25 protein-coding genes are annotated in these 23,594 nt (G+C 48.0%); 10 read left to right on the plus strand and 15 right to left on the minus strand.

All coding sequences use genetic code 11. The features are described from left to right. Nucleotide 1: 1 nt before the first annotated feature. The gene (locus tag QFZ51_RS02445) at nt 2-793 is read left to right on the plus strand and encodes a tetratricopeptide repeat protein (protein ID WP_429042810.1); all 792 of its coding nucleotides are present in this window, start codon (nt 2-4) and stop codon (nt 791-793) included. A 58-nt stretch (nt 794-851) separates the two neighbouring features. Here QFZ51_RS02445 and QFZ51_RS02450 read toward each other — a convergent pair whose 3' ends face one another. Continuing rightward, a complete protein-coding gene (locus tag QFZ51_RS02450; protein ID WP_429042813.1) occupies nt 852-1,643 on the minus strand; it encodes a helix-turn-helix domain-containing protein in 792 nt (263 codons plus the stop codon). 103 nt (nt 1,644-1,746) lie between these two features. On the opposite strand from QFZ51_RS02450, the gene def reads away from it, so the two are divergent. After that, nucleotides 1,747-2,268, plus strand: coding sequence for a peptide deformylase (gene def, locus QFZ51_RS02455; protein ID WP_429042815.1), 522 nt, complete (start codon nt 1,747-1,749; stop codon nt 2,266-2,268). Nucleotides 2,269-2,610: 342 nt separating this feature from the next. Here the strand turns inward: def and QFZ51_RS02460 are convergent, their stop codons facing one another. The 5 genes from QFZ51_RS02460 to QFZ51_RS02480 form a co-directional block, all read right to left on the minus strand. Beyond that, nucleotides 2,611-3,735: an efflux RND transporter periplasmic adaptor subunit gene (locus QFZ51_RS02460; protein WP_429042818.1), complete on the minus strand. Its 1,125-nt coding sequence runs from the start codon at nt 3,733-3,735 to the stop codon at nt 2,611-2,613. Nucleotides 3,736-3,775: 40 nt separating this feature from the next. Next, complete coding sequence (locus tag QFZ51_RS02465) at nt 3,776-6,832, minus strand: efflux RND transporter permease subunit (protein ID WP_429042821.1); 3,057 nt, start codon at nt 6,830-6,832, stop codon at nt 3,776-3,778. Then, nucleotides 6,777-7,019: an efflux RND transporter permease subunit gene (locus tag QFZ51_RS02470; protein WP_429042823.1), complete on the minus strand. Its 243-nt coding sequence runs from the start codon at nt 7,017-7,019 to the stop codon at nt 6,777-6,779. Before QFZ51_RS02470 ends, QFZ51_RS02465 begins: the two co-directional genes overlap by 56 nt. A 35-nt stretch (nt 7,020-7,054) precedes the next feature. Continuing rightward, nucleotides 7,055-8,467: a TolC family protein gene (locus tag QFZ51_RS02475; RefSeq protein WP_429042826.1), complete on the minus strand. Its 1,413-nt coding sequence runs from the start codon at nt 8,465-8,467 to the stop codon at nt 7,055-7,057. A gap of 111 nt (nt 8,468-8,578) precedes the next feature. After that, nucleotides 8,579-9,442 carry a helix-turn-helix domain-containing protein gene (locus QFZ51_RS02480; RefSeq protein WP_370908717.1) on the minus strand — a complete coding sequence of 288 codons (864 nt, stop codon included), beginning with the start codon at nt 9,440-9,442 and terminating at the stop codon, nt 8,579-8,581. Nucleotides 9,443-9,585: 143 nt separating this feature from the next. Here QFZ51_RS02480 and ispG point away from each other — a divergent pair, with 143 nt between their 5' ends. The 3 genes from ispG to QFZ51_RS02495 all read left to right on the plus strand — a co-directional run bounded on the left by ispG (nt 9,586) and on the right by QFZ51_RS02495 (nt 13,028). Continuing rightward, the gene (ispG, locus tag QFZ51_RS02485) at nt 9,586-11,547 is read left to right on the plus strand and encodes a (E)-4-hydroxy-3-methylbut-2-enyl-diphosphate synthase (protein WP_429042828.1); all 1,962 of its coding nucleotides are present in this window, start codon (nt 9,586-9,588) and stop codon (nt 11,545-11,547) included. 80 nt (nt 11,548-11,627) lie between these two features. Then, the gene (locus tag QFZ51_RS02490; protein ID WP_370908719.1) at nt 11,628-11,927 is read left to right on the plus strand and encodes a hypothetical protein; all 300 of its coding nucleotides are present in this window, start codon (nt 11,628-11,630) and stop codon (nt 11,925-11,927) included. Between the two features lie 207 nt (nt 11,928-12,134). After that, complete coding sequence (locus tag QFZ51_RS02495) at nt 12,135-13,028, plus strand: LysR substrate-binding domain-containing protein (protein WP_370908720.1); 894 nt, start codon at nt 12,135-12,137, stop codon at nt 13,026-13,028. Nucleotides 13,029-13,044: 16 nt separating this feature from the next. Here the strand turns inward: QFZ51_RS02495 and QFZ51_RS02500 are convergent, their stop codons facing one another. From QFZ51_RS02500 to QFZ51_RS02525, 6 genes are all read right to left on the minus strand, one after another. Beyond that, on the minus strand, nt 13,045-13,551 hold the full coding sequence (locus QFZ51_RS02500) for a GNAT family N-acetyltransferase (protein WP_429042830.1): 507 nt from the start codon (nt 13,549-13,551) through the stop codon (nt 13,045-13,047). 28 nt (nt 13,552-13,579) lie between these two features. After that, nucleotides 13,580-14,329 (minus strand): metal-dependent hydrolase, encoded by a 750-nt coding sequence (locus QFZ51_RS02505; protein ID WP_429042833.1) that lies wholly within the window; start codon nt 14,327-14,329, stop codon nt 13,580-13,582. 110 nt (nt 14,330-14,439) lie between these two features. Next, entirely contained in the window at nt 14,440-14,931 is a 492-nt protein-coding gene (locus tag QFZ51_RS02510) for a hypothetical protein (RefSeq protein WP_370908723.1), read from the minus strand. 130 nt (nt 14,932-15,061) lie between these two features. Further along, nucleotides 15,062-15,553 carry a hypothetical protein gene (locus QFZ51_RS02515; RefSeq protein ID WP_429042834.1) on the minus strand — a complete coding sequence of 164 codons (492 nt, stop codon included), beginning with the start codon at nt 15,551-15,553 and terminating at the stop codon, nt 15,062-15,064. Between the two features lie 129 nt (nt 15,554-15,682). Next, nucleotides 15,683-16,156: a hypothetical protein gene (locus tag QFZ51_RS02520; RefSeq protein ID WP_370908725.1), complete on the minus strand. Its 474-nt coding sequence runs from the start codon at nt 16,154-16,156 to the stop codon at nt 15,683-15,685. Beyond that, the gene (locus QFZ51_RS02525) at nt 16,147-16,647 is read right to left on the minus strand and encodes an RNA polymerase sigma factor (protein ID WP_429042836.1); all 501 of its coding nucleotides are present in this window, start codon (nt 16,645-16,647) and stop codon (nt 16,147-16,149) included. The genes QFZ51_RS02520 and QFZ51_RS02525 overlap by 10 nt, the downstream gene beginning before the upstream one ends. 282 nt (nt 16,648-16,929) lie before the next feature. On the opposite strand from QFZ51_RS02525, the gene QFZ51_RS02530 reads away from it, so the two are divergent. Together QFZ51_RS02530 and QFZ51_RS02535 are read left to right on the plus strand one after the other, a co-directional pair. Beyond that, nucleotides 16,930-18,201, plus strand: a complete 1,272-nt coding sequence (locus tag QFZ51_RS02530; RefSeq protein WP_429042838.1) for an acetyl-CoA hydrolase/transferase family protein — start codon at nt 16,930-16,932, stop codon at nt 18,199-18,201. 379 nt (nt 18,202-18,580) lie between these two features. Next, nucleotides 18,581-19,123, plus strand: a complete 543-nt coding sequence (locus QFZ51_RS02535; protein WP_429042840.1) for a hypothetical protein — start codon at nt 18,581-18,583, stop codon at nt 19,121-19,123. On the opposite strand, the gene QFZ51_RS02540 is transcribed toward QFZ51_RS02535, so the two are convergent. Both QFZ51_RS02540 and QFZ51_RS02545 read right to left on the minus strand, forming a co-directional pair. Next, nucleotides 19,110-19,331 (minus strand): SRPBCC family protein, encoded by a 222-nt coding sequence (locus QFZ51_RS02540; RefSeq protein ID WP_429042843.1) that lies wholly within the window; start codon nt 19,329-19,331, stop codon nt 19,110-19,112. The genes QFZ51_RS02535 and QFZ51_RS02540 overlap by 14 nt on opposite strands. Further along, entirely contained in the window at nt 19,291-19,587 is a 297-nt protein-coding gene (locus tag QFZ51_RS02545; RefSeq protein WP_429042845.1) for an SRPBCC family protein, read from the minus strand. The genes QFZ51_RS02540 and QFZ51_RS02545 overlap by 41 nt, the downstream gene beginning before the upstream one ends. A gap of 106 nt (nt 19,588-19,693) precedes the next feature. On the opposite strand from QFZ51_RS02545, the gene QFZ51_RS02550 reads away from it, so the two are divergent. Further along, nucleotides 19,694-21,151, plus strand: coding sequence for an Ig-like domain-containing protein (locus QFZ51_RS02550; protein ID WP_429042847.1), 1,458 nt, complete (start codon nt 19,694-19,696; stop codon nt 21,149-21,151). 60 nt (nt 21,152-21,211) lie between these two features. Beyond that, nucleotides 21,212-21,832, plus strand: coding sequence for a recombination mediator RecR (recR, locus tag QFZ51_RS02555; RefSeq protein ID WP_079471339.1), 621 nt, complete (start codon nt 21,212-21,214; stop codon nt 21,830-21,832). 86 nt (nt 21,833-21,918) lie between these two features. Here the strand turns inward: recR and QFZ51_RS02560 are convergent, their stop codons facing one another. After that, the gene (locus tag QFZ51_RS02560) at nt 21,919-22,137 is read right to left on the minus strand and encodes a hypothetical protein (RefSeq protein WP_370908733.1); all 219 of its coding nucleotides are present in this window, start codon (nt 22,135-22,137) and stop codon (nt 21,919-21,921) included. Between the two features lie 422 nt (nt 22,138-22,559). Between QFZ51_RS02560 and QFZ51_RS02565 the strand changes: the two genes are divergently transcribed. Next, a complete protein-coding gene (locus QFZ51_RS02565) occupies nt 22,560-23,576 on the plus strand; it encodes a homocysteine S-methyltransferase family protein (protein WP_429042850.1) in 1,017 nt (338 codons plus the stop codon). Nucleotides 23,577-23,594: the final 18 nt, after the last annotated feature.

Consider the following 23,594-nt stretch of genomic DNA (forward strand, 5'->3'; position numbering starts at 1 on the left):
CATGAAAATCATTTTTATAAAATATAGTTTCCTTATTGCAGTAATGCTCGCCAGCCTTACCGGCTTCGCGCAGAACGGCTCCAATAAGTATATCCGCAAAGGCAACGAACTGTATAAAAAACAACAATACACCGATGCGGAAGCTAATTACAAAAAAGCGCTGGAACAAAACGCCCAATCCGCCGAAGGCAGTTATAACCTAGGTAACTCCCTCTATCAGCAAAAACGTTACGATGATGCACGCGCGCAATATGCCAACAGCCTGAAACTGGGTGGCAAACCAGCCATCAAATCCGACGCTGATTATAATATCGGCAATACCTTCATGGAAGGCAAAAAATGGGAAGAAAGCATCAAATCCTACAAACAGGCATTGAAGGTCAATCCCTCCGATGAGGATGCCCGTTATAATCTCGCCTATGCCCAGGCCATGCTGAAAAAACAACAGCAAGGCGGCGGCGGCAACGATAAAAAAGATAACAAAGACAAGGACAAGAATAAAGACAAGAACAAAAACGATCAGAACAAAGACAAAAATAAAGATCAGAACAAAGACCAACAGGATAAAGACAAGGATCAAAACAAAGACCAGAACAAGGACCAGCAGAATAAAGACCAGGACAAAGGCGATAAAGACAAAGAGGATCAGCAGAAGCCGGAGCCACAACCCAGCAAGATGAGCAAGCAGGAAGCAGAACGCCTGTTGCAGGCTTTATCACAGGAAGAAAAGAAATTGCAGGACAAAGCGAAGAAAGTAAAAGGTCAGATTGTACCCAAAGACAAAGACTGGTAACATTTTCATCCTCTCCATATCAAACATCCCAAAGCTGGTAGTCCCGCTTTGGGATGTTTTATTTAGGCGCAGAAGGTACACTGCCGGTGTATTTCTTATATGCCTTAATGAAATGATTCTGATCGTAGTAGCCATTATCCAGGGCTATACCGGTTAATGGCTGCGCCGCTTTATGCACATCGCTCCACGCATGCAAAAAACGGATATTACTGATATAGTGTTTGGGAGTAACGCCGGTGGACATACGAAAATTCCGTTCCAGCCATTTGTAGTTTACTTTCAGGGCTTCACAGATATCCGCTACGGCTATTTTTCCTCCACATTGCCGGATCATCATCGCCGCCGTTTGAAGCAGGTAATTACCCATGACGTTGCGGGGTATCCATCGCTCCAGGAATGCGTTCAGCACCCCGGATTGTCGCTGCGGGGATCCGGCCGCTCTTATCTCCTGTAACAATGGCCGCCATGTTGCCGGTAACGGTGCCAATGGCCCGTCCGTTTGCGGCAGCAGTGGCTTTAACCAGGCCCACCCATCTGCTGTAAATTTTACTACCAGTAACCGGGCGCCGGGGGTAATATCTTCGAGGTAAGTATTTTCCAGGATTCCGCTGCAGAAAAAAACCTCACTAATAGTAAAGTTATGCCGCCCGGTAAACTGGACGCTACGCCGGTTCAGCAAAAATACCAACGCCGGGTGCCCGTCTAACGCAGCCAATATTTTCCTGTTGTGTAGCTGTGTATACCAGCAATAGCATTCCACCACCCGCAACAGTGCAGATGATGGCGGCAAGGATCTCACCGCCGCTGATGGCTGATGACAAATAAGATGTGCAAGAATATCTACCGGCATAACCATCCAAAATTAGGAATAAACCAGCAACCCATTTTACAAGTGTCTAAAATTTACTATTACCGCTGTTTCCTTCTGAATTTCTTTGCAGAAAAGAAAGAATATGATCCTGCCGATCATCGCCTATGGCGCCGCTATATTAAGACAACGATGTGAAATAATTACGCCCGCAACAGCCGGCACAGGGGAACTGATCCGTGATATGTGGACCACACTGGAACGGGCTAACGGAGCGGGTTTGGCCGCACCGCAGGTGAACAGGCCGGTACGCCTTTTCATTGTTTCCACAGACGATTTTAAAAATGTATTTATTAACCCCGAAATATTGTGGTACAGCGAAGACACCACCTATGATGCAGAAGGTTGTCTCAGCATTCCGGGTATCTGGGAAGATGTGCCACGCGGAGCTGCCATTACAATACAATACCAGGACGAACACTTTATAAAGCACACCGCCACTTTCAGCGGAAACATCGCGAGGGTTATACAACATGAATATGATCACATCAACGGAAAACTCTATCTCGATTATCTATCTCCCTTAAAAAAAAAGCTGCTGAAAAATAAACTACGGGCCATCACAAAAGGCAAGGTAAAAACAGCTTATCCCATGAAATTCCTTTAAAAAACTCAAAGCAATCCATCTAATCCTCCTAATCCTGAGTGAGACAACCTACGCGCATAAAAAAACCGGAATAGGAATATTCCGGCCGTTTTACCTAAACCTACAATTGTTACGCGGCGTAACAATTCTCTTCGTGTTTTAAAGCAACAGCGCCCCTTGCGGAAGCGCTGTATTGCCTGATTCATCAGGGAAGTATGTTTGCCTGCTATCCGTCACTCTTTACCTTGCCGAATACAGTCTGTTAAATGATTCTTTTGTCCGTTGATTCCTGTTTTTTTCTGACGATTCATTTACCTGTTGATCCATTTTTCCTGCAAACAACTTCCCCCCTTTAAACACACATTATTTTGCAACTGCCGTTAACGGCGTTCCTTCTTTTATTTCATCACTGCCATTCTGTACCAGCTGGTCGTTGTCGGACAAATCACCAAAAACCTCCACCTGGCCGTTGGATTCATTTCCACACTTCACCGGGATCCACACGGCTTTGTTATTCACCGACTTAATCACAAATACCCTTTCTGAATTACTGATGATGGCAGATTTAGGCACGATGTACACATCTTTCTTGCCCGGCATTGGCATCAGCACTTCTGCATACATACCCGGAAGCAGGCGGGCTTCTTTGTTGGCCACATCCATTTCCAGTATTTCAGAACGCAGCTTTACGTCCAGGCTACCGGCTATACGGGTTACCTTCGCCGTAAAAGTGTCTCCCGGCAAGGACTTCACGGTAAAACGCACGTCACCGGCGTGGTGGGCATCATCTGTATAGATCTCAGGCACGGCCACGGACAAACGCAGTTTTTGCTGTTCTTCCAAACGGAACAACGGTTTATCTGAACCCTTACCTGCAGGGCCTACGTAAGTGCCTGGGTGCACATTACGCTGACTGATCACTCCGCTGAACGGAGCGCGGATCACCAGGTAGCCCAGCATTTGCTGTACTTCATGGTAAGAAGAGCGGGAGGATAACAACTCCGCGCTATCGGCGCTCATTTTCTCAAAGGCCATATCCAGGTCGTTGGGGGAAATGGTACCCGGCACTTTACTGGTTTTGAGCAAACGGTCGTACGTGGCACGACTGGCGCGAAACATCGCTTCCTTTGTATGAAGCCTGGATTGCGCCTCCAGCAATTGTGTATTCATTTCCGGCGCATCCAGCGTTGCCAGCACCTGGCCGGCAGTTACCTGGCTGCCCAGATCTACATTTACATTTTTCACATAGCTGTTCACCTTTGCATAGAGATCGGCAAATTGAAACGGCTTTATTTCTCCGGGTAATTTCAGGGATGCATCCAGCTGGCTTTTTTGCAGGTGAATAATTTTCACCTGAACACCTCCGTCTTCTTTTTCATTTTCATCGTCTGCCCGGGAACTGTGACAGGAGGTGAAATACAAACCGGCAGATAATAATGCAGCAGCTGTCATGACCCGATACGACAGGCTGTATTTATTTATATTCATGATATTGATATGTCGTTTAGTCATTATAGTTATACCTGTGTTAAACGCGTGCCGCTCCCGGGACGTAATACGGGCTGTTTTCATCTTCAGGGTCCAGTGATACCGATTTCACGGTTGACTTCTGCTGTACCCATGCGAAGATCAGCGGTAAAATAAACAGGGAAGCAAAAGTGCTGGCTATCAACCCGCCAATTACCGCGCGGCCAAGCGGCGCTGTTTGGTCGCCCGCTTCACCCAGTCCCGATGCCATCGGGATCATACCTGCTACCATGGCGATGCTCGTCATGAGGATAGGACGCAGCCGGATAGAAGTACCTTCCAGTGCAGATCTGCGGGCATCATGATTTTCCAGCCGCAGCTTCTCTGCGTTGGTGATCAGCAGGATCGCATTGGCTACCGACACGCCCACCGACATAATAATCCCCATATATGATTGCAGGTTGAGCGTAGAACCCGTGATCAGCAACATGATCAGTGACCCTGCCAGTACCGCGGGGATCGTAGACACCACCACCAACGCTACTTTGAACGATTGGAAATTAGCCGCCAGCAATAACAGGATCACAATAATGGCCACCAGTAATCCCGACTGTAAACTATCCAGTGTTTCATTCAGCAGGTTCATCAAACCGCGCTTCTCTACGGTGATGCCACGCGGTGGCTCGCCGGCGCGTTTGATGGCCGCTGCTACAGCAGCAGAGGCATTGCCCAGGTCTTTTTTGTGAATATTGGCGCCAATAGAAACAATTCTCACGGCGCCGATACGGTCATATTCTCCCACCACGGTATCCGGCTGTAACGTAGCCACATCCCCCAGTGAAGGCCGGGTGTTGTTTTTGCTGATAGGAATAGCGGCCATATCATTGATACTCGACATCTCATTTTCCGGTACGGAGATCTGAACAAAATAAGACGTTGCATTTTTCTCATCCAGCCAGTTATTTTTTTCCGTAAAACGGCTGGAGGAGGTGGAAGCTGTGAGTGATTTAGCGATGTCTGTAACGCTTACACCCAGCTGTCCGGCCCTCTCCCGGTCAATGTTTATCCGGATAGCCGGGTAATCCATCGCCTGGTTGATCTGCACGTCCCGCAGGTAGGGAATCTTCTTCATTTCTGCCAATACCTTTTTCGCATAGGGTACGCTTTCTTTGAGATTTTTACCCATGATGGCAATTTCAATCGGCGTAGAGGCGCCCTGGCTCATTACCTTATCGGTAAGATCTATTGGCTCAAAGCTCATCTTCACTTCCGGCATCTGTTCATGGATCCGCTTGCGCAGCTTTTCTTTGAACTCATCCATGTTGATCTTAAAATCCTCTTTCATGTTCACCTGCAACACGGCTTCATTAGGCGTAGCCATAAACAGGTAAATGGGGTTGGTAGAATAGGACGATGGATGAGTACCGATGAAGGAAGAAGTAATGTCGATGTTTTTGGCGCCGACCACCTCCTTCAGAATTTCCGTGGATTTAATAAGCATGGTTTCCGTCCGTTCGAGGCGCGTTCCGGTAGGTTCTTTCAGCCTTAACTGGAACTGCCCGTTATTCAGTTTAGGTAAAATATCACGGCCTATAATACTCATACATAGCGCTACTATACCAATAACCCCAATAAAGTAGGCGCCAATCACCAGCTTCCGTCTTTTCAGCAGCGTTTCCAGCCAGCCGATAAAGCGCAGCTTAAAGCGATCGAAGCCGGAAATAGTTTTGGCGTGTTGCTTTTCATCTGCAATTTCTGTTTCAATATACCCGGCTGTTTTATGCACGTCGTTGCTAGGCACATGTGGGTGGCCATGATGCTTGAATTTATTGGCATCCAGCATCCAGTTGGCGAGAATGGGCACCAGCGTTTGCGACAACAGGTAAGAAGCGATCATGGAAAAGCCGATGGCCAGCGACAGTGGCATAAACATCGCACGGGGCACGCCTTTCATGGTAAACGAAGGCGCAAACACCGCAAGGATACACAACAGGATCAGGAGTTTTGGAAAGGCGATTTCCTGGCACGCATGCCAGATTGCCTGGGCTTTTGGCTTCCCCATTTCCAGGTGCTGGTGAATGTTTTCAATGGTTACCGTCGACTCATCTACCAAGATACCTATGGCCAGCGCCAGCCCGCTCAGCGTCATGATGTTGATCGTTTGCCCGAAGAGCTTCAGCAACATCACGCCAATGATGATGGATACCGGGATGGTGATGATCACGATATAGGCACTGCGCCGGTCGCCCAGGAACAGCAGTACCATCAGCGCCGTGAGTACAGCGCCTATTACGCCTTCACTGATAAGGCTTTTCACGGCATTGATCACATACACGCTCTGGTCAAATACAAAGGAAATCTTTACATCTTCCGGTAATAATTTCTGGATATTGGGTAATGCTGTCTTCAGGTTATTTACTACCGTCCACGTGGAGGCATCTGCAGTTTTTATGATAGGTAGATATACAGAGCGCTTTCCGTTGATCACGGCGTAGCTACTGGTGATGTCTGCGGCATCTTCTACCTTCGCCACATCCCGTACAAATACGGTAGGGCCATCTCCCATTACCAGCGGAATATTCTCAAATTCCTTTACCGTGCGTATCACGGTGTTGGCGGGTGTGAGATAAGTGATATCGCCGATACGCACGTTGCCGGCCGGTGATATCTGGTTATTATCTTTTATAGCGGCTACTACCTGGTCCGCCGAAAGATGGTGACTGCGCATCAGTTGCGGATCCACATGGATCACGATAGTGCGGGAGTTACCGCCAAAAGGCGCAGGTGAAGTAAGCCCGGCAATCCGGCTGAACGACGGACGTACGACGGTCATAGCCAGATCCTGTAGTTCATTATTGGTGCGTGTGGGACTGCTCAGTGCCAGCTGACCGATTGGCAAGGTGGATGCATCAAAACGGATAATAAAGGGTGGTTGCGTACCAGACGGCATCGATGCAAAGGCACGATTGGCCATCGCTGTTACTTCCGCCGCGGCCTGGGCCATGTTTGTCCCTTCGTAAAAAGAGATCTTGATCATGGTAAGGCCCTGGATATTTTTGGCCTCAATATCTTTTACGCCGGTTACATACAGGAAGAGGTTTCTGGTAGTTGGTGGCAATAAAGCCTTCCATCTGTTGTGGCGACATCCCTCCATATGGCTGTGATACGTATATAGCCGGCAGGTTAAGATCCGGAAAGATATCTATTTTAATATCCCGCGTTGCTTGAATACCAAAAAACAATAGTCCCATCACTACCACGATGATGGCTATCGGCTTTTGTAATGCGGTTTTAATCAGGTTCATACAGTTATATTCAGGAAATGATGCTTTCCGGTTAATTACAGTTGATTCAAAAACAATTGCAGATCCCCTACGGTAGCGGATTTATACAATATCGCCTGCCACACGCCATTGTATGCAATATCCCGGTCTGTTTCCGCGCGGTTAATATTGTACAGTGCCTGGGCCAGGTCGGCAATATTGGTGAGACCGTTCTCATACAGGGTGCTTTTCTGCAGGAAGGCGTCACTGGCGGCTTTCAGGCCAATGGGCGCTTCCCGGTATTTCTTCACCGCATTATCTATCTGTTGTTCCGACAGCTGCAGCTGATGTTGCAAACGGCTGTAGGTTTGATTGTATTCATTTTTTAATCCTTCTGTGGTGTAGTGTTGACGGGCAACCTGTGAATGTGTGCGCCACAGATCCGTCACCGTCCACGAAAGATTGAGGCCCACGAGGTAATTGGATACCTGCGGCTTTGCGCCCGACCAGTATGCCTGGCTGTAGTGGCTGAGATTAGCAGCGCCGTAGTCGTAGTCAAACCCGGAACCGCGTGTTTGCATCACACCCATAAAGGACAGTCGCGGCATGGCATTTTTGCTGATCAGCTTTTGATTTGCGTCACTCAATGTTACGCGCGAACTGAACAGTTTCAGCAAGGGTTGATTCTTCAGTGATACAGAATCCTGTGCAGACACCGTTTCCAGCAGCTGGTTAGGTATCTTGGTAATAAACGTGGTATCCAGTGTAAAGTCCTGCGCAGGCACGTCCATCATTTCCGCGAGCTTGTTGCTTTGTGCATTTTCGTAATTCACAGCGTCTACCAGTGTCAGTTTTGCTTTGGATACTTCTGCGTTGGCGATGGAGCTGTCTACCCCGGCACTGAGCCCGTTCAATGCGCGGGAAACAATGATATGCTGCAGATCCTGCGCTCGTTTCAGGTTCGATTCCATGGAGCCCCGCAACCGCTGTGCTGCCAGCAGGTTAAGATATGCCCCGGCGATGCGTACCTGCTGTTCAAATTTCTCCTGTTCCAGGTCGGCCTGGTTGGTATACAATTGTTCTTTCGCGGCCTGCACTTTTGCGTGCTGACGGCCAAAAGTGACTACGTCCCAGCTGATATTGGCCAGGTATAATCCACCGAAGGCGGCATTCCAGTTCTGTGATGGCAGGGCCGGCCCGGAAGCGCCGGTAGTCCAGCCTTTATATCCCCACATAGGACCATTTTCACCATTCACGGTACCATAACTATTCTGGGCGGCAAGGTTCAGATCAGGTAAGTATTCTCTTTTTACTGCACTGATATTTTCTGTAGCTGCTTTAGCATAGTTTTCTTTTGCTTTGATGGACTGATAATTTTTCAATCCTGTTTGTAGTGCTTCCTGTAAGGTGAGCGGGCGGGGCTGACCCATCACGGCCACCGAACAGCAGCCTGCAATCACCAGCAGGCAAAGCGGTTTCCAGATGTTCATATATTAATCTATAGCGTCTTAAAAGCCGACTGATGCGGGCTCACAAATAAGAATGCAAATATAGAACGGGGTAAGTGGCGGGTGTTAGGACAAATCAGCTATTGACTTGGACTATTTGAACATCATATCCCGGAAATCCTGGGGAGAGATACCGGTATTGTTCTTAAAAAAGCGGCTAAAGTAAGCAGGGTCCTCGAATCCAAGCTCATAACAGATCTCCTTGACACTTTTGTGACTGAAGGCCAGGTTTCGTTTTGATTCGAGCACAATCCGGTCGTGTAATAATTCGGTGACGGTACGACCGGTGGTTTCTTTGGTAATTTCGTTCAGCCTTTTGGGGGTGAGGGCAAAGGCGCCAGCATAAAAGGCTACCTGGTGTTCTGTGCGGTAATGTTGTTCCAGCAGGCGGCGCAGCTGCACAACACGTGCGTCGTGCGCCAGCGGCATCATGGTTTCCGCGGCATTGCGTTTCTTTTCCCGTTCTATCAGCAACAGGAAGGCATTCAGGTAATGTTTCACAATGCCCCAGCTGCCGGCAGGCGCGCAGGATTTTTCCCTGCTCATCAGTTGTATCAGCCCCAGGAGAGACTCCGAGGTATGGCCGCTGGTACTGATGGGCCCGTATCCGTGCCAGTTATCGAAAAGCGAAGTAAAATCGTAAAGGGTTTCTTTATCGTGCTTATTGGTAAAGTAAAATTGTTCCGTGAAATACAGGAAATACCCTTCCCGCTCACAATCCAGCTGATGCACCTGTCCCGGGCGAAGCAGGAAGATCATATCATCTTCCACTTCATACCACACGAAATCCACCATGTGCCGTCCTTTCCCTTTGGTGATCCATATAATCTGAAAATGATCATGGCGGTGAGGCTGGTCCGTTAATTCATTGCGGAACATGCCCAGGGAAGCTACGTTGAACTGCCCGGAAAAGGGCAATTGCTGGTAAGGTATATCTATGCTTTTATTCAGTAACATACAGTGGCTCAAAAATACACTTTTATCCCCTATTTGTGCCCTTTGGCGCCCGCCGTTCGTGGAATTTAATGTAGCTTTAAGCTGCGGCTTTATTATACCACAGGTTTACTAACTTTGCTTCCGCAGGAAAACAAAAACAACGTATGCAGCTTTATTGCAACTCTCTGACAGAATACAAACGACTGGCCACACTGGAAGTAAAGGTGGGAGATCTTATCATCGGAAATTTTAACCCGGTCCGCATTCAAACCATGACTACCACCGATACCATGGATACCGCTGCTACCGTGGCGCAAACCATCCGTTGTATCGAAGCCGGTGCAGAACTGGTACGCATCACCGCCCCCAGTAAAAAGGAGGCCGATAACCTGCTGGTCATCAAAAACGAACTACGCAAACAAGGGTATACGACTCCCCTGGTAGCCGATATCCATTTTACGCCCAATGCAGCCGAAATAGCCGCCCGGATTGTAGAAAAAGTGCGGGTGAACCCGGGAAATTATGTAGATAAAAAGAAATTTGAACAAATCGACTATACCGACAGCGAATACCTTGAGGAAATAGACCGCATCCGCGAACGCTTCTCTCCCCTGGTAAAAATCTGTAAAGAATATGGTACCGCTATGCGGATAGGCACCAACCACGGCTCCCTGAGCGATCGGATCATGAGCCGCTACGGCGATACCCCGATGGGTATGGTGGAAAGTGCCATGGAATTTTTACGCATTGCGGAAGACCTGCAATACCGAAATATAGTGCTGAGCATGAAGGCCAGTAACCCCCAGGTAATGGTGCAGGCCTACCGCCTGCTGGTACAAACGATGGAACAGGAACTGGGCCACTGCTATCCGCTGCACCTCGGTGTAACAGAAGCCGGCGACGGGGAAGATGGCCGCATTAAATCTGCTATCGGCATAGGCACACTCCTCGAAGATGGCGTAGGTGATACCATCCGTGTTTCCCTCACAGAAGATCCTGAATTTGAACTGCCGGTTTGTAAGGATATTGTGAAAAGATATACTAACCGCAACGACTATACGGCTATTCCGCCCGTAAAAGATATCCCCTATTCCCCTTTCGAATACAAACGCCGCGAAAGCATGCCTGTAGAGAATACCGGCGAAAAGCAGGTACCGGTGGTAGTGGCAGATTTCAGCGATAACAACGGCTTACAGCCCGCCGATCTGAATGCCATCGGGTATACGTACGATGAGCCCAGCGATAAATGGAATATCGGGGATGCCGCCGCAGATTACATTTACACCGGCAAACAGTTACCCGCCTTCGGCCTGCCCGGCACCCTGCGGGTAGTGATAGATGCGGAGTATTGGCTGAGCATCGCCAATAAACAGGAACTGGTGCCTTACTTTGATGCCCGTCATTATGTAACCGCCTGCGAACAACAGGAAATCGGCCGTATCAACTTTGTACAATTCGACTGCAATCACCTGGATACCGAACATCATGAACAACTGCTGCTGCAACTGGGTAACCCCGCCGTAGCTGCCGGCACCGTACTTGTGGCCACCGCTTCCGGCAGCAATGCGATGGCGGCTATCAGGCGCCTGTTTATCTTATTGCTCAATAAAAATATCAGGGTACCTGTCATCATCCATAGTATCAGTAATCAGCCTTCGGCAGATGAACACCTGATCCACCATGCCACCGAAGCCGGCGCACTGCTGCTCGATGGCTTCGGCGATGGATTATGGCTGAGTAATAAACCCTCAAAACCCGGCCAGCATGCTACGTTGAACAATATTTCATTCGGCATCCTGCAGGCTACGCGTACCCGCATTTCCAAAACGGAGTATATCTCCTGCCCGTCGTGCGGCCGCACGCTATTCGACCTCCAGGAAACTACCGCCCGCATCCGCGCCGTGACCCATCACCTGAAAGGCGTAAAAATCGCCATCATGGGCTGCATCGTAAACGGTCCGGGTGAAATGGCCGACGCAGACTTTGGTTATGTTGGCAGCGGCGTAGGCAAAATTACCCTTTACCGCGGTAAGGAAATTGTGAAACGTGGCCTCAACAGCGATGTAGCCGTCAACGAACTGATAAACCTGATCCGGGAAAACGGCATGTGGGTGGAAAAAAACTGATTATTAAATCTGGCTTAAAAACAGCAACAGCGGATACAGCAATGCCGGGAAAAGCTTAATTTTCATAAAACATATTTAATATGAAAAAGTTCCTCACCGGATTATTGGCCATGTTCATGGGTTTAACCGTAGCAATGGCTCAAACACCCGCCACCGCCAAAAAAGAAGCAAAACCAAAAACAGAAAAGAAAGCAGAGAAAGCAACACCTGCTACTCCCGCTCCAGCCGCTACTACTAAAACAAAAAAAGACGGCACACCGGATAAACGATATAAAGAAAACAAAACAGCCGCAGCTCCTGCAGGACCAACAAAGAAAGACGGAACGCCTGATATGCGCTACAAATCAAACAATAAAAGCGCAGGTAAGAAAAAAGCATAACCATTACCTGTTACTGAATCATAAATCTTTAAGCCCTGCACAGTCAATACTGTGCAGGGTTTTCTTTTTGAGTTATATTTTTCAACATGCAGCCTTTTACCTTTTATGCGGATCGTCAATAAGGATTGGAGTCCTGCGGCCAGGGTATTTATAAACACTTCTGTTTTACGCCGCCTGAGTTGTAAGGTATTTTTGTATTTTTAGTGCATGTTCGATTTCAGACTCAGGGTATTTCACACCGTCGCCAAGCGTCTCAGCTTCACCAAAGCTGCAGAGGAATTATATATTTCACAACCGGCTGTTACCAAACATATTCATGAACTGGAGCAGCAGCTGGGCATGGCGTTGTTCGAAAGGATCGGGAATAAAATAAAACTTACCCGCACCGGCGTGCTGGTAATGCATCACGCAGAAATCATTTTTACCGATTACCGCAACCTGGAATATGATGTAAACCAGCTGAAACACATGCAGGGTGGCCTGCTGCCCATAGGCGCCAGCACTACCATTGCGCAATACCTGATCCCGCCGTTGTTGGCCAAATTCAACCAGCGGTACCCGGATGTAAAAACATCGCTCACCAGCGGAAATACAGAACAGATTGAACAGGCGTTATTTGAAAAAAGTATTCAGCTGGGTATCATTGAAGGCAGCTCTAAAAATCCTTTACTGAAATATGTGGAGTTTGCGAAAGATGAAATTATATTGGTCGGCAATATGAAGCATCAGTATGGCAATGGCGAACCGCTTGGCCCGGCCGATCTTAAAACTATTCCCCTGCTGATGAGGGAACATGGTTCCGGCACGCTGGAAGTGATCACCGAGGAACTGAAACGCCTGAAATTAAAGATCACCGATCTGAACGTAGCCATGTATATGGGTAGTACTGAAAGCATTAAATCCTACCTGCATCATTCGCCCTGTGCAGCCTTTATTTCCTCACAGGCCGTGCAGCGCGAACTGGAACTGGGCGAATTCAGGATATTACCGGTAAAGAATTTCAAACTGGTGAGAAAACTTCACTTCACCTATCTCCAGGGCTTACAGGATAAGCTCTGCCAGCTCTTCATCCGTTTTGCAAAACAGAACATGGTGGAGTAACGGCCATGTACCTACGCTATTTATTCAATAGTTGCCAGTGCAGCATTTCCCCGGGCGATTTCACTTCTTCCATCCCCAGGTGTTGCAGCACCTTCATGGATGCCGTGTTGGTAACGTCGCATTCAGCAATGAGCTTTTTCACATGAGGTTGCCGGAAAGCCCATTCCACCAATGCGGTGGCGGCTTCGCGCATATAACCTTTTTTGCGCCAGGAAGGCAGCAGCGTATAGCCGATTTCCACCACGCCGTTTTTATCGGGCCGGCCTTTAAACCCAATGTCCCCGATCACGGTTCCTTCTTCTTTATTTACGATGATCCAGAGCATCCAGGGAAACGACCTGGGGTCGTGCTGGAGCAATTCAATAAAATGAGGTAATTGTTCTTTCAGGTCGGGTTGTGGCCAGCTTTCCGGGATATTTGCCTGCAGCGTTTCCCGGGCATGCGGATGCCCCAGGAATATCTCCGTAAGCAGTGGTAAACGGCAGGGATGTATGAACAGTCGGTTGGTATTGAGGGGTAACATATATCAGGATTTAAGGCATAATTGTTCACTAATGATTGCCGGCCTTCACCATGGCGGTACCCAGTATTTCGCCTGGTTTCAGTTCATGGATCTGTAAGCGGTCCAGGTCTTTTGTCAGCGCCCGCAGTTGCTCAGGCGTACCGGTGAGGGTGGGCATTGTTCCGTAATGACAGGGGATCAAATGCTTTACTTTCAGCAAACGCGCTGCGTATGCAGCTTCCAGTGGGCCCATCGTAAAACGGTCGCCGATAGGCAAAATGGCGATATCCGGTTGATATATCTCCCCAATCAATTCCATATCGCCAAACACAGACGTGTCTCCGGAATAATATACAGAGATATCGTCGCTCATCCAGACAATAAATCCATTGCTGGCATGCGGATAACCGATCTTACCATCGGGCAGGTTGATGTGCGCAAAATGAAAGGCATTGGTCATGGTCACTTTTACATTCATTACAGATAAGGTACCCCCGGCATTCAGTGGTTCAAACGCATGATCGGGCACGCCCTGTTCCTGCAAATAAAACCTCACTATGGGATTGGCAATCACTTTCGGCGACCTGGTACGGATAATGTCCACCATTTTGCTGTCGAGATGATCCCGGTGCCCGTGTGTGATAAGGATGAGGTCTATCTTATCCGGAATTGTTAAACCGGGAGGCAGGGCAGGATTATTTGTATACCAGGGATCTATCAATATCACATGACCTTCGGGGGTGGTAATCCTGAAGCTTGCATGCGCCAGGAACTGAATCTGTGACTGTTGCGTGCTCATAGTACTGCTGGTTAATGATCTAAATATACATCTTTTGAAAAAAAGACAGCGGAGATCATAGAACATGATCTCCGCTGCATTTAATGAGCTGACACGATGCGTGACAGTGGTTATTTACGTTGCAGGGTATATATAATTGCTGCACTTTTATTTTCGAAGCTGATGTTCGCTCTCCAGGTCATCACGCTACCCGCGCCGGTAATTTCCATGCGGTAACCTTCGGTTACATTCTTTGCTTTATCGCCGCTGTACAGTTTCTTGAAGCCGAACATGCTTACGCCGCCACTTTTGGTCAGCGACCAGGCAATTTTCTGGGTAACTGCGCTGCAACCATTATCTGTTGAGGTGAGCGTGTAGGAACCCATGGCATAGTTGTCCGGAAGGATCCACTGGCTACCGATAAAGCACTTGGCGTTGGCTTCATCAAATACAGTTACTTTGGCGTTTTCAGGGATTCCTTCGTATTTAATATCAGTTAAAACCCAGTTACCTTTTACGGCGCCTTTATTAATGTCTTGGGTAACACCTTGTTTGGGAGAGCAGGAAGATGCAAAAACGGCAACTATCGCCATTAATAACGCTGCAAATGAAAATTTTCTCATGGGAAGTTAGTTTGTGTGTTTAAATGCCAATGTATTCAACACGCAGCTATCGGATAAGGTTTTATAACAGCCGGAATACAGGGGCAATTTCAGCATTTGCAATAAACGTACCAAATGAAAGTATCCCCGCTTAACGGGTTACAGGAGCGGGATAAGCTGCAGGAGGGACTTTAAGCTTAAACAGGATTTCTTCGAGCCTCTGGGCGCGGTGGTAGAAGTGCCAGGTGCTGGCTGCCAGGGCCATGGCGGTTACCGCGAGGGCAATAAAGGCGCACCGCCACCATACGCTCACCGTGATCCGGCGATTCCAGAAAGAGTCGAGGGGAATGTAGGTATGATGGAAATTCGTATGCTCATAAGGGTTATAACTGCTCCGGGAACGGTCTGTCCAGTCCTTATCCGGCTTAATCCGCTGCAAAACGGCAGCTTTTATTTTTACCGGGGGTAAGGCGCCTTCTTCCATCAGTTTATCTTCTATACGCAGTTCTGCGGCGGTGAATTCCAGGTCCAGCAACGGGTATATACGGCGCAGGTGCAGCAATTCATCCTCCTGTTCAGGAGAAGCAAGTCCCAGCAGATAACGCTCAATAATGCCGCTTTCTATATAGTTACTGATGTTCAAACCCTTCGCTTTAACCAACGGATACGAAATATAAATAATAAATACTATATCTATAGATACGTTAAACCCACTTCAGGTGGATTCTCAAAATTGTAAAATCTTTAAAATAACGATAATCCGGATAGAAAATTATAACAAGTGGCTTTGCGTTTGCTCCTGCCGGATCATCTGGTGCAGGTTGTCGCTGCGCTGCTGCTCCTGCGACATACGATACTTGAGGTAATAAAAAATGGCCAGGAAAAGAAATACCTTGGACATGATAAAGAAGATAATAAAGAAGATCTTCCACCAGCGGTGAACAGTGATATGACTGCCGTCTTTTGGCTGAATGTTGATAAAAGTATAGTTGGAAGAAGGATCTGAATAGGCATGTCCCTCCTCCCACCTGATCTTCTGCAGCACCCGTTCGCGTATTTCCACGGGCGGCATGGCGGGCTCATCAAACGCGGCTCTTTCCAGGCGGCGTTCAACGTATTCGACTTCTGTATCCAGTTCCGGATACAGCCTTCTCATGTGCTGCAGCTCTTCTACTTCCTCTTCAGAAGCCAGGCCCAACACGAAGGACTCGATAATACCGCTTTCTATGTAAAATTTTAGTTCCAAGTCTTTTTTAAGAATTGTCTGAAAGACTTTATCGCCTCTTTCAGGATTTCATTTATCTGCCCCTCCGGCAAAGCCAGCAAACGGGCTATCGTTGTGATTGATAATCCTTTAAAATAACTAAGCCGGAACACCTGTTGTTGATCGGCCGGCAGCATCAGGTAGAATTGCTGCAGTAAGCCATCTTCCTGCTTCATCAGCTCCATGCCAGCTAACGCGGTTTCCGGCAGGGCCTCCTTGATGGCGAATTCTCTCGTTTTGCGCAATAACCAGGCAAATAAAGTATGGTGGCCCGAGGTCCGGAATGTTCCAATGTGCTGGAACGACCAGAGAAATACCTTTACAATTACTTCATTTGCTCGCTCTTTTACTGGTACCAGCTGTAATACAATGTTATAAAGGGCCCCGGCATAACGGTCATATAGCTGCTCTTTCGCCGCAGGATCCCCTATCATTAACCGCTCAATGAGCATATGCTCACTTATATTTGCCAAATCTCGCCGCAAAGAAATTGTGTACCAGGTTTAGAATGCTAATATATAGAAATAAAATAGGTGTACGTCATAACACCTATATGAATTTATCAACATGGTTAGCTAAAATGGATAACTACTGCCCCAAATCCAGCTGGTATGGCCCCGGCAGAGGCGCCTCAGATACGGCAATTCCCCCTTGGGCTTGACACTTATCAGCGCAACAAAGTTTAAATTACAACATGACAACGCTCATTTTTATTCTTTTTCCCGCACGATAATTTTGAAGAAAATAATCACCATATGTCCTACACTTCGATCACAGCAGCCGCACAACTGATCCAGTCCGGCCAAACCGTATTTATTCACACCGCGGCAGCTACGCCGCGGGAGCTGGTGAACGCCATGACCGCCCGCAGCCATGAACTGAAAAAGGTACGGCTGGTTAGCATACATACCGAGTGGGAGGCGCCTTACGCATCCCCGGAACATGCACACGCATTTGAAATAGACGCCTTCTTCGTAGGAAAAAATATCCGGCAGGCGGTAAATGAAGGCAGGGCCAACTATGTTCCCATGTTCCTCAGCGAAATACCAAGGTATTTCCGTACCTGCGAACAACCCATAGACGTGGCGCTCATTTCTGTTTCCCCACCCGATAAAAACGGCTACTGCACCCTGGGCGTTTCCTGCGACGTTTCCAAAGCCGCCGTGGACACCGCCAAAATCATCATCGCAGAAGTAAATCGCCGCATGCCGTGCGTACTCGGCGATGGGGTTATTCATATTTCAAGAATAGATGCCGCTGTAGAAGTAGACTACCCCATTTATGCCCAAACCATCCGGCCATCCACCCACACAGAATTGGAGATAGGCCGCCACGTGGCCTCCCTGATAGAGGACCGCGCCACTTTACAAATGGGCATCGGCGGTATTCCAAACGCCGTTTTGCAATGCCTCTCCAATCATAAAGATCTCGGCATCCACACGGAAATGTTTTCTGATGGCATCATCGATCTCGTGGAAAACGGCGTGATCACCGGTAAATATAAAGCCGTACACCCTGGCCTGCTTATCTCCAGCTTTGCCATCGGAAGCCAGCGGCTATACGATTTTATGGATACCAATCTCATTATGCGGCTCATGGATGTTGAATACGTGAATAACCCCACCATCATCCGCAAAAACCCCAGGGTAACAGCGATCAACAGCGCCATAGAAATAGATATCTTTGGACAGGTTTGTGCCGACTCTATTGGGTTCAGGCAGTACAGCGGCGTAGGGGGACAAATGGATTTCATGCGCGGCGCCGCCCTCGCCGAAGGAGGCAAGCCCATTATTGCCATTCCGTCTACCACCTCCAAAGGCATTTCCCGCATCGTATCCCAGCTGCAACCCGGCGCCAGCGTGGTTACCACCCGGGCGCATGTACATTATGTAGTCACGGAATACGGCATCGCCCATCTGCGGGGGAAAAATTTGCGGCAAAGGGCGCAGGCGCTCATTGGTATTGCTCATCCGGATCACCGCGAAGCGCTGGAAAGAAGCGCATTTGAGATATTCAAGGTATTCTGACACTAATACCGGTTTTATGAAGAGATTCTTTATGCGGGCGCTTTGTATGCCACCCACGGGCTTACCTCCTACAACCCGGAAAAAAAGTACAGCTTCCACCCGGAATTTGTATTTGGTGTGCTGGGCCGTGGTCGGGCGCTAAAGAAACCCAAACCTTCTTTCATAAACTGATCGGCTACCAGCCGCCAGGGGCTGGGAATACCAGGTGCCCAATGCCCCGCTGATGTTACTAACCGCGCCACCATCAGCTATACACAGAAAACCCGGACGGCATGGATGATCGGTACCGGGAACCATTCTGTAGGCAATATAACTCTCCTCATTCTATCTCCCGTACAACTATTCCCGGCCATTAATGTTATTATCAAAACTATATCCCATGCATGTTAAATTAATGGTACTTGCTGTTTGTACAATGGCGGCTGTTTCCTGCGCCAGCAGCGGTACAAAAACGGGGAGCGACAGCACTGCCGCCGGCGGTGATTCCTCCATAAATGTACAGGCAAACCCCAACAGCCAGCTCGAAGTAAAACCTATTTCCGGCTATTTCCTGAAAAACACCATTATAGTAAACGACAGCCTTACCTTCTGGCTCATTGATAACCAGGCCTCTTTCGACAGCCTGTTTGGCGCGGCTAAAACCATGAACAACACCATCGATCAACCCGACTTTGGCACCCATATCGTAGTGGCAGCCACTATGCCGCCTACATTCTATGGCACACAAATTCAACTGGAATCTGCCACCTCAGACAACGTAAACAATAATGCCGCACTGCATTTCGTGGCTACTTCCAATCCCAGCAGGGGAAGTGCCAGTACAGTTCCCCTGTGGCTGGGCGCCGTTCCCAAAACCGGCAAAAGCACCTTCCAGTTTTACAGTGGTGAGCATTTAACAAAAACGATTACTACTCAGCAGTAGGCGGGCCAAATATTTTTTCAACGGCCTGAAACCGGTATCGGAACAAGTCCTCCAGCTGTTTTCTTACAAACAGCCTGTGGGCCAGCTTTCCCAGCCAGCCAAAAGGCAGCCGGTAATGAACCAGGTCTGTCATTTTCACACCACCGGGCACTTTCTGGAAATGATGTTCATGGTGCCAGATGCTGTAGGGACCCCACCCGTTGCTCATCTACAAAATAATCCAGGTAGGCCACATGGGTGATTTCGGTCATCCACTCCAGCGGGATACCCGCTACCGGCGATACAAAATAGGTGATGATCTGTCCCGGGTATACCTGCCCGGTATAAGGCGGAGAAGTTACTGTGAACCGCATAGCGGGAGGCGTAATATGCGCCAGGTTATTGGGGTTGGAAAAATAGTCCCAAACCTCCTCCGGCTGGGCCGGGATCACCTGGGTGTGCTGCATCAAATAAATACTTGCCATATATAAGATTAAGGAAAAAATATGGTTCTGGTCATAAGCAGCTGCCAAATTCGTGATTCTTTGAAATGAGTTCGTAAGTTTGTGCCTGATTAATCCGATCAGGTACATGAATCAATATATCAGGGGCTGGATTTTCTGGCTGATGTTCATACTCGTTTCCATTTCATTTACGCGATGTGCCAACATTGTGCCTCCCAGCGGCGGACCGAGGGACAGCTTGCCTCCTGTATTGCTGCAGGCAACTCCCGGCGACTCTACACTTCACTTTAAAAGCAAAAAAGTGACGTTTATCTTTGATGAATATGTGGAACTGGATAATGTGAACGATAAGCTGATTGTGTCGCCAACACTGAAACGCACGCCGATTGTAACAGCCAAACTGCACACAGTAACCCTGGAAATCAAGGATACGCTGAAGCCCAATACTACCTACACGTTCAATTTTGCAGATGCCATCCGGGATATCAACGAACGCAATATTGCCGCTGATTTCCAGTATGTGGTGTCTACAGGCGATTATCTCGATAGCCTCCAGGTGTCCGGTCACCTGATAGATGCGGAAAACGGCCGGGTAGACAGTAACGTGGCTGTTATGCTGTACCGCGATCTGACCGACTCCGTTGTGACGAAGGAAAAGCCGGTATATTACGCCAAAACCAAAGGGGATGGCTCCTTCCGTTTTAAAAACATTGCACCCGGTTCTTATAAAATTTTTGCACTGAAAGAAGAAGACCGCGACCTGCAGTATAATCAGCCTACAGAAATGATTGCCTTCGTGGAAGCGCCGGTTGTATTAACTGAAAGCAACCTGGCCGATGTAAACCTGCTGTTGTTTATGGAAGCTGATAGTACCATCAAGCCACCACCGGAGCCCGTGGATTCGTCGATGCTTGAACAGGAAGAAGAAGAAAAGAAAAAGAAGAAGCTGCCTAAATTAACGGCCACCCCTACGCTCGACGGAGGGATGCAGGAATTGCCGGCGCCGTTGAGGATCACGTTTTCGCTGCCATTGAGGAACCTGGACAGTGCAAGAACCATTCTTGCGGAAGACAGCGCCTATACCCCGGTTACCTTTACCAGCACAATGGATTCCACACGCACCAAATTAACCATCGGTTATACCTGGAAAGAAGGTACGCCGTACCGGTTCATTATTCCTAAAGATGCGCCTACAGATACTGCGGGGCAGCAACTGGCCAGGCCGGATACGCTTAATTTCAGGACCAAAAAGGTGGCCGATTATGCCATTTTCACGGTTACAGAACTCAATATCAGCGATAGTACCAAAAAAGCCATCAACGATACCGCTATGAATTATGTGGTGCAACTGGTGCAGGATAAAACCATTAAATATTCCGGCACCATTGTAAACGGTAAATGGAGCCAGCGGTTTATTACACCCGGTGAATACGAAATCCGCCTGTTGCTCGATACCAATGGCAATGGCAAATGGGACCGGGGTAATTATTATACCAAGCCTAAGAAGCAGCCGGAACGGGTCATCAATGTTGAAAAAGTAAATCTGAAGGCGTACTGGACGGTACCCAAGAAGATCAGCATCTAAATAATCGCAGCGGAAGGAACAGTGCTGCTCCCTCCGCTCCAATATTCCTAACTTTGCACTATGATATTTTCCTCTGCGCTGATAGAAAACGCGGTAAATGAATTTGCCAAACTGCCGGGCATCGGTAAAAAAACCGCCCTGCGGCTGGTGCTGCACCTGCTGAAGCAGGAAACGGCCCAGGTGGAACAGTTTGGCGATGTGATAGCACGGATGCGGCAACAGATACAGTTTTGCAAGGTTTGCCATAACGTATCTGATGCGGAAGTATGCAGCATCTGCAGCAGTCATTCCAGGCAAAAGCAGGTAGTATGCGTAGTGGAGAGCATCCGTGATGTGATGGCAATTGAAAACACACAGCAGTTCAATGGTTTATATCATGTACTGGGTGGTATCATTTCTCCTATTGACGGTATTGGCCCGGACCAGTTGAATATTCATTCACTGGTGGAAAGAGTTCAGTACCAGGGTGTAGAAGAAGTGATCATGGCGGTGAGCCCTACTATTGAAGGGGATACTACCATTTACTATCTCTCTAAAAAATTAAAAGAATTCCCGGTAAAAATTACCACTATTGCCCGTGGTATTGCATTTGGGGGTGAGCTGGAGTATGCAGATGAAATGACGCTGGCCAGGTCTATCAGTAACCGGTTACCGCTGGAAAGCTATGTACAGAACAAATAAACAACTTCTCGGGGTTATATAAAAAATACGGGTGCTCAATAGCACCCGTCTTCGTTTAACCTGTAATTCCACGTTATGAAAAGTTGTCAGACAGCATCCTTTGAAGGATGGTCTGTAAATATTGTATGATTGGTTTCTGATTCCTGTTGTTGTTGCAGCTCTTTCCACCGCTGCATTTCATATTTATTCAAGAAGCATACCTTAAACACTTCAGACTGGTTTCCGTTGCCGGACTGTGGTACCGGTTGCAATCCCAGGCTAGCCAGGTGCTGATGAAGGGTATGAATATGTTCTGATATAGTCATGACTGACGTTAGTTTTGTTGTAATAAATATTTGAGAAGAACTAATGATGAATCTGTTAATTGCGGCAACGGCAACTACAATGAGTGCGGGCGGAGGGCTGGTGGGTGGCCATAACCGGGTAAATCACTATATTTCTATCACTTTGTTGCATTGTATCTTTCTATTACCCTACAAATATAGTAGACTTTGTAGACTACTTCCAAATTAAATTTATAAGTATAAACAAAATCTATACATATCTATAAAGATATATAGACTTAAAAAGGATGGATCAAAGCCGGTCAGGTCCGGGAATCCGTGCAAATCACAAAACAATAAAATAGCTGGGAAAAGGTTATATTTGTGAACTCGTTCAGGGTGGATTTGTTTATTGTTCGACCCTGTTCATTTCTTAACTGTAACTAATAAACGCCTTGATAAATATGAAATCTTTACAAGACTGCGCCAATGAGCGCATACTTATCATCGATGGTGCAATGGGCACCATGATCCAGCGATATCAACTCCAGGAATCCGACTACAGGGGCACCCGCTTTGCTGACTATCCCAGTGATCTTAAAGGCAATAACGACCTCCTTAATCTTACACAGCCTCAAATTATTGAAGCCATTCACAAGGAGTACCTGGAAGCAGGCGCTGATATTATTGAAACCAATACTTTCAGCAGCACCTCTATTGCCATGGCCGACTATGACATGCAATCGCTGGCCTATGAGCTGAATGTAGCCGCTGCACAGATAGCCAAAAGAGCTACTGCTGAGTATACCGCTAAAAACCCTGATAAGCCCCGCTTTGTAGCTGGCGCCATCGGCCCTATGAACAAAACGCTGTCGCTGTCGCCGGATGTAAATAATCCCGGGTTCCGCTCCGTATACTTCGATGAAGTGGCCGCCGCTTACGAAGAACAGGTAAGAGGCCTGTCTGAAGGCGGTGTGGATATCCTCCTGATAGAAACCATTTTTGATACGCTGAACTGCAAAGCAGCGATTTATGCCATCAAGAAATACTACCGCGAAACAGGGAAACCTGAGATCCCGGTAATGATTTCGGGTACCATCACAGATGCCTCCGGCAGAACCCTCAGCGGGCAAACCCTCGAAGCATTCTATATTTCCGTGATGCATGCCAACCCGTTCTCCATCGGTTTAAACTGTGCCTTAGGCGGTCAGCAGATGCGCCCTTATGTAGAGGAGCTTTCCAACATAGCCAGCTGCTATGTGAGCTGCTACCCCAACGCCGGCCTGCCGAATGCATTCGGGGAATATGATGAGGAACCGGAAGATACTGCCTGCATCATTGAAGACTTTGCCGCCTCCGGCTTTGTTAACATAGTAGGTGGCTGCTGCGGTACTACACCCGATCATATACGCCACATTGCAGAACATGTGAAACATATCAAACCACGCCTCAAACCCGTATTGGCCGAAACACTCGCCTGATCAACCGTGGCAGGTTTT

It is taken from the genome of Chitinophaga sp. W3I9 (assembly GCF_050434025.1).
Taxonomy (GTDB): Bacteria; Bacteroidota; Bacteroidia; order Chitinophagales; family Chitinophagaceae; genus Chitinophaga.

Bases quoted from the DNA above. Each gene is read 5' to 3' on its own strand.
- QFZ51_RS02535 (WP_429042840.1), top strand. From the start codon at position 18,581: ATGCATGTTAAATTAATGGTACTTGCTGTTTGTACAATGGCGGCTGTT.
- QFZ51_RS02460 (WP_429042818.1), bottom strand. From the start codon at position 3,735: ATGAATATAAATAAATACAGCCTGTCGTATCGGGTCATGACAGCTGCT.
- QFZ51_RS02495 (WP_370908720.1), top strand. From the start codon at position 12,135: ATGTTCGATTTCAGACTCAGGGTATTTCACACCGTCGCCAAGCGTCTC.
- QFZ51_RS02550 (WP_429042847.1), top strand. From the start codon at position 19,694: ATGAATCAATATATCAGGGGCTGGATTTTCTGGCTGATGTTCATACTC.
- QFZ51_RS02530 (WP_429042838.1), top strand. From the start codon at position 16,930: ATGTCCTACACTTCGATCACAGCAGCCGCACAACTGATCCAGTCCGGC.
- QFZ51_RS02510 (WP_370908723.1), bottom strand. From the start codon at position 14,931: ATGAGAAAATTTTCATTTGCAGCGTTATTAATGGCGATAGTTGCCGTT.
- QFZ51_RS02540 (WP_429042843.1), bottom strand. From the start codon at position 19,331: ATGAGCAACGGGTGGGGTCCCTACAGCATCTGGCACCATGAACATCAT.
- QFZ51_RS02560 (WP_370908733.1), bottom strand. From the start codon at position 22,137: ATGACTATATCAGAACATATTCATACCCTTCATCAGCACCTGGCTAGC.
- QFZ51_RS02445 (WP_429042810.1), top strand. From the start codon at position 2: ATGAAAATCATTTTTATAAAATATAGTTTCCTTATTGCAGTAATGCTC.
- QFZ51_RS02490 (WP_370908719.1), top strand. From the start codon at position 11,628: ATGAAAAAGTTCCTCACCGGATTATTGGCCATGTTCATGGGTTTAACC.
- QFZ51_RS02565 (WP_429042850.1), top strand. From the start codon at position 22,560: ATGAAATCTTTACAAGACTGCGCCAATGAGCGCATACTTATCATCGAT.
- def (WP_429042815.1), top strand. From the start codon at position 1,747: ATGATCCTGCCGATCATCGCCTATGGCGCCGCTATATTAAGACAACGA.
- QFZ51_RS02545 (WP_429042845.1), bottom strand. From the start codon at position 19,587: ATGGCAAGTATTTATTTGATGCAGCACACCCAGGTGATCCCGGCCCAG.
- QFZ51_RS02450 (WP_429042813.1), bottom strand. From the start codon at position 1,643: ATGCCGGTAGATATTCTTGCACATCTTATTTGTCATCAGCCATCAGCG.
- QFZ51_RS02470 (WP_429042823.1), bottom strand. From the start codon at position 7,019: ATGAACCTGATTAAAACCGCATTACAAAAGCCGATAGCCATCATCGTG.
- QFZ51_RS02475 (WP_429042826.1), bottom strand. From the start codon at position 8,467: ATGAACATCTGGAAACCGCTTTGCCTGCTGGTGATTGCAGGCTGCTGT.
- QFZ51_RS02480 (WP_370908717.1), bottom strand. From the start codon at position 9,442: ATGTTACTGAATAAAAGCATAGATATACCTTACCAGCAATTGCCCTTT.
- ispG (WP_429042828.1), top strand. From the start codon at position 9,586: ATGCAGCTTTATTGCAACTCTCTGACAGAATACAAACGACTGGCCACA.
- QFZ51_RS02500 (WP_429042830.1), bottom strand. From the start codon at position 13,551: ATGTTACCCCTCAATACCAACCGACTGTTCATACATCCCTGCCGTTTA.
- recR (WP_079471339.1), top strand. From the start codon at position 21,212: ATGATATTTTCCTCTGCGCTGATAGAAAACGCGGTAAATGAATTTGCC.
- QFZ51_RS02505 (WP_429042833.1), bottom strand. From the start codon at position 14,329: ATGAGCACGCAACAGTCACAGATTCAGTTCCTGGCGCATGCAAGCTTC.